13 protein-coding genes and 1 pseudogene are annotated in these 12,198 nt (G+C 61.3%); 5 read left to right on the top strand and 9 right to left on the bottom strand.

The genetic code is table 11. From position 1 onward, the window contains the following. The first annotated feature begins 3 nt into the window (after positions 1-3). Together V1288_RS19910 and V1288_RS19905 are read left to right on the top strand one after the other, a co-directional pair. Positions 4-1,086 carry an acyltransferase family protein gene (locus V1288_RS19910; protein ID WP_334358651.1) on the top strand — a complete coding sequence of 361 codons (1,083 nt, stop codon included), beginning with the start codon at positions 4-6 and terminating at the stop codon, positions 1,084-1,086. Between the two features lie 462 nt (positions 1,087-1,548). Then, positions 1,549-1,722: a hypothetical protein gene (locus tag V1288_RS19905; protein WP_334358650.1), complete on the top strand. Its 174-nt coding sequence runs from the start codon at positions 1,549-1,551 to the stop codon at positions 1,720-1,722. 682 nt (positions 1,723-2,404) lie between these two features. Here V1288_RS19905 and V1288_RS19900 read toward each other — a convergent pair. The 4 genes and pseudogenes from V1288_RS19900 to acdA all read right to left on the bottom strand — a co-directional run bounded on the left by V1288_RS19900 (position 2,405) and on the right by acdA (position 4,872). After that, positions 2,405-2,848: an arsenate-mycothiol transferase ArsC gene (locus V1288_RS19900; protein ID WP_334358649.1), complete on the bottom strand. Its 444-nt coding sequence runs from the start codon at positions 2,846-2,848 to the stop codon at positions 2,405-2,407. A 310-nt stretch (positions 2,849-3,158) separates the two neighbouring features. Next, a pseudogene (locus V1288_RS19895) lies at positions 3,159-3,452 on the bottom strand (protein norD); the annotation flags it as partial. Positions 3,453-3,454: 2 nt separating this feature from the next. Further along, positions 3,455-3,610 carry a hypothetical protein gene (locus tag V1288_RS19890; protein WP_334358648.1) on the bottom strand — a complete coding sequence of 52 codons (156 nt, stop codon included), beginning with the start codon at positions 3,608-3,610 and terminating at the stop codon, positions 3,455-3,457. Positions 3,611-3,660: 50 nt separating this feature from the next. After that, the gene (gene acdA, locus V1288_RS19885) at positions 3,661-4,872 is read right to left on the bottom strand and encodes a 3-sulfinopropanoyl-CoA desulfinase (protein ID WP_334358647.1); all 1,212 of its coding nucleotides are present in this window, start codon (positions 4,870-4,872) and stop codon (positions 3,661-3,663) included. A 163-nt stretch (positions 4,873-5,035) separates the two neighbouring features. Between acdA and V1288_RS19880 the strand changes: the two genes are divergently transcribed. Next, the gene (locus tag V1288_RS19880) at positions 5,036-5,893 is read left to right on the top strand and encodes a nitroreductase family protein (RefSeq protein WP_334358646.1); all 858 of its coding nucleotides are present in this window, start codon (positions 5,036-5,038) and stop codon (positions 5,891-5,893) included. Between the two features lie 26 nt (positions 5,894-5,919). Here V1288_RS19880 and V1288_RS19875 read toward each other — a convergent pair whose 3' ends face one another. Next, positions 5,920-6,978 (bottom strand): YeiH family protein, encoded by a 1,059-nt coding sequence (locus V1288_RS19875; protein ID WP_334358645.1) that lies wholly within the window; start codon positions 6,976-6,978, stop codon positions 5,920-5,922. 85 nt (positions 6,979-7,063) lie between these two features. Between V1288_RS19875 and V1288_RS19870 the strand changes: the two genes are divergently transcribed. After that, the gene (locus V1288_RS19870; protein ID WP_334358644.1) at positions 7,064-7,972 is read left to right on the top strand and encodes a LysR family transcriptional regulator; all 909 of its coding nucleotides are present in this window, start codon (positions 7,064-7,066) and stop codon (positions 7,970-7,972) included. A gap of 32 nt (positions 7,973-8,004) precedes the next feature. Here the strand turns inward: V1288_RS19870 and V1288_RS19865 are convergent, their stop codons facing one another. Beyond that, complete coding sequence (locus tag V1288_RS19865; protein ID WP_334358643.1) at positions 8,005-8,223, bottom strand: hypothetical protein; 219 nt, start codon at positions 8,221-8,223, stop codon at positions 8,005-8,007. On the opposite strand from V1288_RS19865, the gene V1288_RS19860 reads away from it, so the two are divergent. Next, a complete protein-coding gene (locus tag V1288_RS19860) occupies positions 8,223-9,470 on the top strand; it encodes a Bug family tripartite tricarboxylate transporter substrate binding protein (RefSeq protein ID WP_334358642.1) in 1,248 nt (415 codons plus the stop codon). The genes V1288_RS19865 and V1288_RS19860 overlap by 1 nt on opposite strands. Positions 9,471-9,521: 51 nt before the next feature. Here the strand turns inward: V1288_RS19860 and V1288_RS19855 are convergent, their stop codons facing one another. From V1288_RS19855 to V1288_RS19845, 3 genes are read right to left on the bottom strand one after another with little or no spacing between them, the layout of a single operon-like run. Beyond that, positions 9,522-10,355 (bottom strand): N-acyl homoserine lactonase family protein, encoded by an 834-nt coding sequence (locus V1288_RS19855; RefSeq protein ID WP_334358641.1) that lies wholly within the window; start codon positions 10,353-10,355, stop codon positions 9,522-9,524. Between the two features lie 24 nt (positions 10,356-10,379). Beyond that, positions 10,380-10,760, bottom strand: a complete 381-nt coding sequence (locus tag V1288_RS19850) for a carboxymuconolactone decarboxylase family protein (protein WP_334358640.1) — start codon at positions 10,758-10,760, stop codon at positions 10,380-10,382. A 47-nt stretch (positions 10,761-10,807) separates the two neighbouring features. After that, positions 10,808-12,145 carry an MmgE/PrpD family protein gene (locus tag V1288_RS19845; protein ID WP_334358639.1) on the bottom strand — a complete coding sequence of 446 codons (1,338 nt, stop codon included), beginning with the start codon at positions 12,143-12,145 and terminating at the stop codon, positions 10,808-10,810. Positions 12,146-12,198: the final 53 nt, after the last annotated feature.

Genomic DNA, 12,198 nt, shown 5'->3' with positions numbered 1-12,198 from the left:
GCGATGAAAAGCTCTCGCATCCGCGGTTTTGATGGCCTTAGGGCGCTGTCGTTTTTGCTCGTATTCATCAGTCACAAGGCGCCCTCGCCCGTCAGCGATCGATACGGAACGGCCGGCGTTTGGGTCTTCTTCGTGCTCAGCGGATTCCTGATCGTACGGATATTGGCTGAGACGCGCGGAAGAATCGACGTCGGACGAAGCAATTTCCGCTCCAGCCTTTCTCGGTTTTACGTCAGGCGAACCGCGCGAATTTTTCCGGTATATTATGTGCTCCTCGCCGTTGTAACGGTGGCGAGCCTGTGGGGTTTGGTGGAAGTTGGCAGTCCTGCGCGCCAGTTGTCTAATTGGTTCTATCTGTCGAATATCTACATCGGGCTGAATGGCTGGGAGACACGGCTGGGACACTTGTGGAGTCTGGCCGTCGAGGAGCAATTCTACCTTCTGTTTGCACCGCTCGCGCTCGCCTGCCCGTCGCGTCAATTGCATGTTGCCTGCTTCTCGATCCTTGGCGCCAGCTTTGCGGCGCATGCTTACTTTCTTTTCACGGGCGCCTCAGATGCGAAGTTCGACACGGACTCTTTTGTCAACTTCGGATTGATGGCCATTGGCGGTCTGGCGGGGCTCTCGGCCGACAGACCGCTGCCCCGGCTCCTGAGAGGAGACGGACCGCTGGCACTCACGCTTGCGCTTATCCTCGCGATGCCCGTCTTGTTCAGCTCGACCGCGGCCTGGATACATTTTGGGCGCTTGAGTTGTGTCCTCAACGGACTGCTGCTGGTGCAAATCTACCAACGGCAGAACGGACATATCACGAGGATTCTTGATCTATATCCAATCCAGCAATTGGGCATCATCAGCTACGCCGCATACTTGTTTCATCCGTTGATCAATCTGTCTGAATTGGCAGATTATCTTGGCTACCACGTCGATATTCGCCGCTCATTGACCATGTTGGCCGACCTGGCTGCGACCGTCATGCTGGCTTTCGCCTCGTGGCGAACTCTCGAGCAACCCGTGCGAAGATGGCTGGTTGCCCAGTCTGAACAAAGGGACCGCGGCATGTCGGGGGCCATTGAAAAGGGATAAATGCGTATTCGTGGCTCATAACGAGGCCGCAAGTTCGAGCCTAGGCCGGCCAGACGACGCCGGACGATTGCACCTTTCGCTGGAAATTCTGCGCGGTCCTCGGACCCGATCCATTCTGCAATTCGATGGCGCACAGCTCATCACCGCCGTCAGGCGGTCTCGTCCTATCCCATCATTGGCGACATCGCACATTTCTTGGACAACCAATCGCATGCAAGCGAAACGCACGTGGTTCGTATCTTCTATGAGAAGGAAGGCTGGAAGCGCGACTCCGATGGCGTCTTTGGCGACCACTCGGGCGTTCGTAGACACGCAGGAAGTGCCGTTTTCTTTTTCCCGTAAATGTATCCGCAGGCATGTTCGCTGGGCGACGCGGCTCCAACGCCGAGCCATTTTCCGCATTCGTTGCAGTGGTTCGAGACGCAGGACTGGCCCTCCGCTATCAGATCGAGCCGTTTCCGCGTGATCGGCAACACCTTCATGCGTTCCTGTGTTAGCGATGGTTGGACCGGGAAGCTGTTCCTTGAAGGCGTGTTCGCGCTGCAGCAGATCGCGCCCTCCTACTGGGGCCGGTACGGGCAGATGCCGGCAATCATTCTGCAAAAGGACCACGCGGCTGTCCGCGAAGCAGAATGAGCCTTCCCGTGGCGATACGCAGCTCAGTGAGGCTCCCGCGCATCATGCGAGCCGATGCGCAGAGAAACTTGCAACAGCTTGTACGGCAGAACTCAGCGAGCCCGCCCGACAGTCGTGTCCGAGGGCAAGCCGGGCCGACGGGTACGATACACCGGACCGCTGATACCAACGCACGTCGTCGTCCCGTCCGTCTCACGAGCTGCAGTGCTACATGGGACGGCTGGTACCATCTTGGTTGAGCCGTCAGCGGCTTCTTTTGCCAGACCCCCGTCCGATTGCGGGTTTAATGGACTGCCGGGCTCAGGTGCTGTTCCAGCGGCAGAAACCCTCGGATCGGGCGAAGGCGTTGTCGACGTTTGCGCCGAGGCATTTGAGATCAGAAGCAGGCCCAGCAATGCTGCAGTTGTCACGATACGCATGAGTAGAGCTCTCCTTGGGCGGATTACCAAGAACGGTTCGCGAATAAATAGGTTCCGCTCTGAAAAGATGGATCGTGTCCCTGGGCTGCTGTAGCGGGCGGGGTCACCGCGTTCATCCGCCAGGGCCGGGCAGGTCGGCTGGCGATCGCCGGAAGGCTGACGGGCGGTCGGAATAAACTGTCGAGAGTGGAGCAAACCTTCGGCGGCACGTTCCGCTTTTTCAGAAGCTTGAGGGAGGGTATCCATGCCCGCGGTTTGTTGCTTTATCCATTGTCTTTTTGACAGTCCTTAATCAGTTCATGCACGAGTTGATCGATCGTTGCGATCGTATCGGCTGGCTCGGCCACATCGATATCGTCGACATGCCAATATGACGTTCGGTTCTCCCACCCTGGAAATCTCTTCTCAAGAATGAGGCGATGCTCCGCCTCTTTTAATGCGATTACGCGATCAGCCGATTCTAAATCGTCGATCATACAAACGACCGGAAACCGTTCGGCTGGTGAGATACTGCGATCGTTCAGTGCTTGGAGCGCGAACATTGAGATCGCACCGACGTTTTCAGGCGACGGCTCGAGGGCGAGACCCCGTGAAGACGCCCGCCAGTTCAGGCCAGTTCTGCGCGCTTCGTGATTGAACATCTCTTCTGCGAAGCGGCTTCGATAGTAATTTCCTGTACATAAAAAGAGAACCTGGCGAAGCTTCATGCACGATCTCGTTAAGCGGCCGGACGCCCGGTGGGTCCGGGACGGCAGGCATCGGGCCCTACCGCAGCGAATACCTTTATCAAGCGAAAACCCTCGACCCTGGGATGGCATCGAAGACTCGCGTATCATTGCTTATACTCTTTTTGGTGCAGCCGCGCAAAGGCGATCACACGCTGGCGAAACTACCGCAATCGTGAGGGAAGCGTTTACAAGAGCGGGCGGGCGGCACATCGCCAAAAGGTTCACAGATGTTTCAATCCAAGACGGTAGAAATCTAGCCGATGGATGAGTTTGCATCAGTAATGGCGCTCTTCCCGTCGGTCAGCACCAGCAGCAGCTTCTTGCGCTGCGGCTGACTGGCGAGTTGGGCAGCGGCATGGCGCACCGCCGCGCCGATGCGCGTGTAGTAGCCCGGCTTGAGCGCGCCGATGCGTCGCTCGACGGCAACTCCCATCGGCTCCTCGAACGACTTGACGGTCTCGACGCGTACCCAGGAGCGCCGTCGCGAGGTAAAAGTCAGGATGCTGTGATGGTCCCTGCAGGCGGAAAGCCCACGGGCGAGGACGAGCAGCGCTTCCTTCTCTACGTCGAGCATGCGATGGCCGGCTACACGGCCGCGACCTTCGATCCGCGATCGTCGATCGGCGACGGATCGAGAGCCTCATCGCCGACGGCGCCGTGACGATGATCGATGACTGGCTTTCGATCAGCGATGGCGCGGAATTTCTGGTACGCAGTGTCGCGTCGGCGTTCGACGCCCATCTTGCGCATTCCGCCGCAACGCATAGCCGCGCGGTGTGAACCCGCGGCGATTACTTCGCCGCGAGGGACGGAGCATGAACCGCCTCCAAATATCCGTTGCGGGTCTGCGGGATTTTGGTGTCGAGAATCCTTGACGCCACCAATGTCCTCAGCACCTGCGCCGTGCCGCCGGCAATCGTGAACATGCGGGCATCCCGAACCATGCGTTCGAGCGGATAATCCCGCGAGTAGCCCCTGGCGCCGAAGAGCTGCAGTGCCTGGTTCGTAACCGCGTTGGCCGTCTCGGATGCGATGATCTTCGCCTGCGCCGCGAGCAGAGGATCCGGGAACGGATCGGCGCTAAGCGCAGCCTGGTGAAGCGACAGCCTCGCGGCATTGAGCGCTACCGCCATGTCGGCCAGCATCCACTGCAGGCCCTGAAATTCGGCGATCGGCCGTCCGAACTGCTTGCGCTCCTTCACGAAGGTCATGGCCTTCTCGAACGCCCCCTGTGCGAGCCCGAGCGCGACCGTTCCGGCGCCCACCCGCTGGCTGTTATAAGCGTCGATGAGGTCCGCAAATCCGCGCCGAAGCCCGCGCGGCGGCAGCACCAGCATATCCTCAGGGATTTCCAGGTCTTCGAAAATGATCTCTGTCTCGGGGATGCCGCGAAGGCCCATTGCGGGCTCGCGCTTGCCGATGATCAGGCCGGGCGCCCCCTTGAGGGCGAGGAAGCCGCCGATCCCCTGCTCTTCGCCCCGCTCGTCGAATACCCGGGCGAAAATCAGATGCAGCCTGGAGACCCCGCCCCCCGTGATCCAGTGCTTCTTGCCTCGGATCACGTAGGTGTTGCCATGCTTGTCTGCGCGCGTCGTCATCTCGGTCGCCGCCGATCCGGCTTCCGGCTCGGTGATGCAAATCGCCGGCTTGTCGCCGGAAAGAACGAGATCGGCTCCCAGCCGCTTCTGCTTCTCGGTGCCATACTGCATGACCGCAGAGATGGCGCCCATGTTGGCCTCGACCGTAATGCGGCCTGTCGCCCCGCATACCCGCGCCATTTCTTCGATGATCAGGGCGGCCTCGAAGTAACTGCCGCCCCGGCCGCCATAGGATTCCGGAATTGTGTAGCCCATGAAGCCCGCGGCCTTCAGAGCGGCCACGTTGTCGAAAGGGTAGGCTTCGGTTCGATCGACCTCCGCCGCCTTCGGCGCGAATTCGGATTCGGCCAATTCACGCGCCGCGCTGCGGAGCTTCATTTGCTCGGGCGACAGTTTCATATCCATCGGAACCTTCTCCCCGGGAACGGTATCGCTTTTCGATCATTCGGCTCCGAAGCAGTACAAAAGGCAAACGAATAATTTGTGTCTCGTCTTGACGCCGGCCGGGTTCGGCACTCCTCCCAGCCTTGCCTATCGCGTGCGGACCTGACGTTATTGCGCGGCACCCGTGGAGACCTTCGAGATGTCCAATTCGAGAACCCCGCTTGTCGATCGCTTCGGTCCTGATGCTGCGGACGTGGAATTCGCCGGCGACGCCCCGTCCCTCCTCAATCAGTTGGCCGCTCGCGGCTCGGTACGAAAATTCCGATCCGACACCATTCCGTACCTGACCTTGCGGCGGCTATGCGCCCTGGCACTATGCGCGCCGACCAAAAGCGATCTCCAGCAGCGCGACATTATCATCATCGACGCACCATCCCTAAAATCACAGATCGGCGCGCTGCTGGCAGACGGGCCGCTGGGCCAGAAATGGCTCGCGAACGTTCCTAACCTTCTCATCTTCTGCGGCAATAATCGGCGGCAGCGTCGAATCCACAGCTTGCGCGACCGGCATTTTGCCAATGATCACCTTGACGCGTTCTTCAATGCCGCCGTCGATGCGGCGATCGCCCTGTCCGCGTTCGTAATCGCGGCCGAGGCTGAAGGCCTGGGTGTCTGCCCGATCAGCGCGGTCCGCAATCACTCCGACGCGCTGTCAAAACTCCTGAAACTTCCCGACCATGTTTTCCCGGTAGCGGGCCTAGCCGTGGGATATCCTGCCGAGGCGCCGCAGCTCAGCATGCGGCTTCCGCTGTCCGTGACCGTGCACCACAACACGTTTCTGGAAGACGGGCTCGATGATGCCATCGAGGCCTACGATCGACGCCGCGCGGCAGCCCAGCCCTATGCGGCTCAGCGCTATGCCAGCGAGTTCGGATCGGCCGAAACCTATGGCTGGTCGGAGGACAAGGCGCGGCAATATGCGCGCCCCGAGCGCGCGGACTTCGGCGCCTATGTGAGACGCATCGGTTTCAGACTGGACTGATCAGCTCGACCGATGCCGTGCAGGCTTTAGTTGAACATATGAATCAGGCCGATGCTGATCGCGAGCAGGAGCATGAGCGACAATGTCACGGCCGCTGTCACCCTGCCGCCGACGGTGGCGAGAACGCGAACGTCGACGCCAAGGCCGAGTGCCGCCATCGACACGACGGTGAGGAAGCCAGTGACCGCCGTCAGCGGACCGATCACCGTTGCGGGTACGATATCGAGCGAGCGCAAAACGGAAAGTGCGAGAAAACCGAGAATGAACCAGGGCACGAGCCGGAAGAAGCCGACCGTCGTCCTGCCGTGCCCTCCGCCATGCAGACGCGGGGCGAGCAGCGAAAGTCCCACCACGATCGGCCCCAGCATTAATACGCGCACCAACTTCACCAGCGTGCCGACCTGCGTGCTGACGAGGCCTGCAGGCACGGTTGCGGCAAGCACTTGCGGGACGGCGTAGACCGTGAGGCCGGCGAGAATTCCATATTGCGTTGCGGACAAGTGCAAGAGCGGAATGAGCAGCGGCAGCCCCAGCACCATCATCACGCCGAGTATCGCGGTGAAGGAGATCGAGGACGCGATATCGTCGCCATCGGCGCCGATGACCGGCGCAACTGCGGCAATCGCCGAATTACCGCAGATCGAGTTGCCGCAGGCGATCAGGATCGAAAGCCGCGTCGACAGTCCGAGCATGCGGCCGACGCCGAAGCTGAGGCCGAGCGTCACGACGACAGTCGCGGCAATCGCGCCAAGCAAGGCAGCGCCGGACGCCGCGATCGCGGCAAAGCTGATGGATGCGCCGAGCAGCATCACGGCTACCTCGAGCAGCTGCTTGGCGCTGAAGGCGATGCCAGCCTGCCAGCGCTCGGACGGATTCCAGAAGCTGCGCACGGCCATGCCGAGCAGGATCGCCAGGACCAGCGCCTCCACATAGGGGTGCGCAAACAGGCGCCGTTCCGCGGCTTCGAGGGTAGCCGAGATGCCGGCGACCACGATGCAAAGGAGAACGCCGGGAATGAGCGCTGCAACACGGCTGATGCTAGCCGGCCCATTTCCTGGGGCGGAAAATTCCTCGTCCTGCGGCACTAATTTCTCCCGGGGAGAAAAATCTATGCGCCAGATCGCGATAGTTGGGTAATATATTTTCGATCTGACCCGATAAAGGGAAGTTATGTCCTTAAACCTGCATTTGCTGCGCCTGTTCACCACAGTGGTGAGAACCGGAAGCTTCTCGCGCGCGGCCGACGCCCTCCATATCAGCCAGCCCGCGATCTCAAAGGGGGTGCGGGATTTCGAGCTTCAGGTCGGCTGCCGCCTGCTCGACCGGACGCCGAAAGGTGTGCGGCCGACACGGGAGGGACTGGCGCTGGCGCGGCATGCGGAGGCGCTGTTTGCGGCCGAGCGCGCGGCGGAGGACGAATTGTTGTCGCTGCGCAATCTCGACAGCGGATCGCTGCGCATCGGCGCGTCCACCACGATCGCGACTTACATGATATCGAACTATCTCGGAACGTTTCACCAGACATATCCCGGGATCGACCTGCATCTCGTGATCGCGAATACCAGGGACATCGCCGATCTCATGCTGGCGCATGATATCGAGATCGCGCTGGTGGAGGGTCCGGTCGAAGATGATGAGCTCGAGAGCCATGCCTGGCACACCGACGTGATGAGCTTGATCGTCGATCCGCAGCACCGTTTCGCGGCGGCCGAGCGCACCATCGACGGCGCGGCGCTTTGCGATGAAGTGCTGATCGTGCGCGAGCCCGGTTCCGGATCGCGCGAGGTGGTGGCGCAGGCGCTGGCTGCTGGGGGCATTGAACCCAGGCGCACGCTGGAGATCGGCAGCACCGAGGCGATCAAGCAGGCGGTAACCGCCGGCCTCGGCGTCGCCATCGTCTCCAGCGCGACGATTACCGATCAGGTCACGCTGGGCCGGCTCAAGGTCGTGCCAATGCGCGACCTGCAGATCGAGCGCACGCTGTGGCAACTGAGGGTGCCCGGGCGAATAGAAATTCCTGCGGCGACCGCGTTCGAGCGGATCATCTGGCAGGACAGGCCGGTTGCGGAGGTGGCTTAGAAGATCAGGGCCTTTTAGAAGATCAGGTCCTTTTAGAAGATCAGGTCCTTGGCGAGCGCCGCAACGCGGCTGAATTCGTCAAAGACGCCCGGCTCGAAGAAGACGGCGCGGGCGATCACGATGGCCGCAACCAGCGACCAGAACAGGCCTGTGCCCGTCCACAACAGATATTTGGACGCGCGTGAGCGCGGCCCTGCTTCCCCTTCGGGCGCCAGGCGTTCGCCAAACGGCTCGTATCTCAAGCGTTCCATTGCGCGGCCAATCTGTTGATCTGCAAAGCAAATGTCGTCGTTTCCGGCCGATGGGGCAATGGAAGCGATTTGCCTTTTCGAACCGTGGAATGGAAGCGTATTTCCGTGCGAACCGGTTGCGGAATGGCTTTTTTCTTTACCGGCCTGGCTGCCCGGCTGCCGAGGTCCGGGGCCGCACGCGCAGCAAGACTGTTCGCGGAATGTTGCCAACGCAACTTGCCCGTCGGCGAAACCAGCCTATGGTCACAGCAAGAATGACGTCAGGGAGGCGACAGGTGGCAAAGCGTTTGATCGCAGCGGCTGCTCTTCTGGCAACGATCGGAATGAACGACGCAACTGCCCAGGATTATCCGGCTAGACCCGTCACGATCATCGTTCCCTTTGCAGCCGGCGGGCCGGCCGATATCACGGCCAGGATCGTCGCTGATATCTTTACCCGTCATCTCAATCAGAAATTTGTGGTGGAAAATGTCGGCGGTGCCGGCGGCACCATCGGCGCGCTTCGCGCCGCTCGCGCTGCGGCCGACGGTTACACCATTCTTTCCGGGCATCTCGGCACCAATGCGCTGGCGCCGGCGTTTTACCCAAATCTGGGTTATGATCCGCAAAAGGATTTCGAGCCGATCGGCCTAAGCGCCGAGTACCCCGAATTGCTGGTCGTCCGCAAAGACTTTCCCGCCAATAATCTGAGCGAATTTGTCGCCTATGCGAAATCCAACGTGGGCAAGCTCAATGCCGGGCACGCAGGGCTTGGCTCTGTGTCCTACATCGGCTGCCTCCTTCTCAATACGGCGATCGGCATCAAGCCGACCATGGTCCCCTTTACCGGCACCGCGCCGGTGTTGACTGCAATGCTGGCAGGCGAGATCGACTATGAATGCGATCCCGTACTCGGAACGTTGAGCCAGGTACGGGCTGGCGCCGTCAAGGCCCTGGCAATCGCCGCCAGGAAACGCAGTCCAATGCTGCCGGATGTGCCGACGTCTCACGAACAGGGCCTGCCCGAATTCGACTGCGCGCCGTTTTACGGGGTGTTCGTGCCAAGCGGCACGCCGCAACCGGTCATCGAGAAACTCGCGGACGCCTTGAACAAAGGTCTCAGCGAAGAGCCGGTGCAAAAGCGGCTGGCAGATCTCGGCGCCGATATCGTGGAGCCGGGCCGCCGCGGACCGAAGCCCCTCGCCGACCTGATCAGAAGCGAGTCCGCGAGGCTGATGCCGATCCTAAGAGCTGCGATGGAGAAATAGGTGCGGCGAATGGATCGGTCATTCGAATCCGTTGGCTTCCAACGGGATCGGTTAGTGCCCCGACGCATAGTCAGCGCGAACCGGCGCGGCGCCCGATGGCGGCACGTCGAGGCGCACGGCAATGCCCTCCAGCTCCTGATCAGGCGCCGGATAAAGCTTCATGACCAGCGGATCATGCCCCGGGACGATATGGCTCTCATCCGGCGCCAACGCCCGCAGCCGATCGAACCCCTCAAGCATTTCGCCGATATGAAGCGCGGTGGTGAACGGACGTTCGCTCGCCATGTTCTCGTAAAAATGGCTGACATCGGAGGCGAGCACGACAAATCCCCGGCGGGTCCTGACGCGAACGAATTGAAGCCCGGCCGAATGGCCGCCTGCCGCATGCACCGAAAGGCCGGGAGCAAGCTCCGCGTCGCCGTCGTAGAACAAGACACGGCGCGCGTAGTTGAGCCGTACAATCCCGCAGACGTCCTCGACCTCGAATGAATGCGACAGCCGCGGATACCGCATGAAGCGCCCCGTGGCATAGGCAAGCTCGCGCTCCTGGAGATGGAAACGCGCGTTTGGAAACCGGTCGAAATTGCCCACATGGTCGTAATGCAGGTGGGTGAGGATGACATCCTCGACCGCGCCCGCATCGATGCCGAACGCACCGAGCGTCTCCACCGGACAGCGCAGGAACGTCCGCTTCCGCTTGTGTGCTACTTCCGCGTTGAACCCGGTGTCGATGACGAAGGTGCGGCCTCCTCCTCTTGCCAGCCACATGAAATAGTCCATCGGCATCGGGCCGTCGTGCGGGTCGCCGCCAATGAAATGATCGCTCCGCCGCGCATCGCGCGTAGCGTAGCGGATGGCGAACAGTTCGTATTCCGGCTCGGCCATGCGATCCCCCGACAGGCTAACGGTTCACGGCTTGGTTTCGACCTCGTTGAACGCCTCGCGCGCGTTGCGGAATGCGTCGATCCCCGACGGCACGCCGCAGTATACGGCGACCTGAAGCAGGATCTCCTTGATCTCGTCCTTGGTGAGACCGTTTTTGAGCGCACCCTTGACATGCAGCTTCAACTCATGGGGCCGGTTGAGCGCGCCAAGCATCGCAAGATTGACGATGCTCCGCGTCCGGCGATCAAGCCCCGGCCGGGCCCACAATGCCCCCCAGCAAAATTCGGTCGACCATTCTGCCATCGTCCGGGTGAATTCGTCGGCGCCTGCGATGGATTTATTGACGTAGTCCTCACCGAGCACTTCCTTGCGGATCTTCAATCCCTTGTCGAACAACTCGCTCATCGTCGTTTCCTTTCGCTCGTTTGAGTTCTGCCTGATCGGGCGCGGCGCTACGCCCGCATCAAGCTTGAGACGTCGTCCAGCGTATCGATACGCCAGACATGGTCAATGATGCGATCGATATCCCAATCGCTTTCGTCCAGTCGTGCACAATCACGCAGCTTGGCTTCGATGGCACGGTCCGACAGCGGATCGGCAACGCTGCCCTTTGCAGCCATTACGATTTCCTCGAACGTCTCTCCCGACGTCAATTGAATCACGACGCGCGCGGCGCCGTCCGGAAGTGAGCCATCAAGCTCCGCCCTCACCTTCTGGCGCAAGGACACTATGTCCGGCCGAAATACGGCGGCCTCGGAGAATTCCGCCACACCGGCCTTGCCCAGCAGCAAGGCGCAGGCGGCGCAGTGGTGAATAGAGACCCTTGCGTCGCGTTCGTTGCGCACCGGCCGATCGCCGCGCGCCAGCAGAAGCGCCGAACCCTGCACCGTGATCGCCGCGATACCTGCGATGCGCGGGCCCAGCCTTTCCCGTAACGCGAAACAGGCGTCGATCACCGCGTGAAACACGATGCCCGCCGGATAGGGCTTGTAGGTGTTCCTGGCGATCTCCCAGGTCTTGCCGAGATCTCCCGTCAGCCGCGCAAGATCGGGCTCATCTCCCATGGCGCGCGCCCAGCCGAGCGGGCCTTCAATCGCGCGGGGCGACGCGGAATAGCCTTCAGCCGCAAGCAGTGCCGCAAACAGGCCGTTGCGCGCCGCATTGCCGACGCTGACGTTCTTGGCGGCGCTCGGGAGATTTTCGACGATGCCTGCCGATTGGCTTGCCGCGATTCCAATCGCATTGGAAATCCGGTCCGCCGGAAGGCCGAGCAATTTGGCGCAGGCCGCGGCGGCGCCGAACACCCCGCAGGTCGAGGTGATATGCCAGCCGCGCGCATAGTGTCCGGGAGATACCGCGTTGCCGACGCGGCATTCGATCTCCACGCCGAGAATGAATGCGGTGAGAACGTCGCGCCCCGAAAATCCGCGCGCCTGCGCCAATGCCAGGACCGGCGCCGCAACCGGAGCGGCCGGATGAATGATCGTATCCAGGTGGGTATCGTCGAAATCGAGCAGGTTGGCCGAAACCGCGTTGACGAACGCCGCGCCCATCGCATCGAGCCGTTCGGAGCGGCCGATGATCGCCGATGTCGCAGCGCCGCTGAACGGCAACAGCACGCGCAAGGCAGCGCCAACCGCGGGGTCGTGGGCTGAACCCAGGGCGGTCGCAAAGAAGTTCAGAATCGAGCGCTTCGCTTCGTCGCTCTGCCCCGCGACATCTGCCCACATCGTACCGGCAACGAAATCGGCGAGCGTTATGCCGACGCCTTGCGCTTCATCTTGCCGCACTGAGCGAATTCCCCGGAGGCTGTTTTTCCAATCCTATTCCGGTGCGTCGAGCC

It is taken from the genome of Bradyrhizobium sp. AZCC 2176, from assembly GCF_036924645.1.
Taxonomy (GTDB): domain Bacteria; phylum Pseudomonadota; class Alphaproteobacteria; order Rhizobiales; family Xanthobacteraceae; genus Bradyrhizobium.
This window is presented reverse-complemented; position numbering and strand designations above follow the sequence as displayed.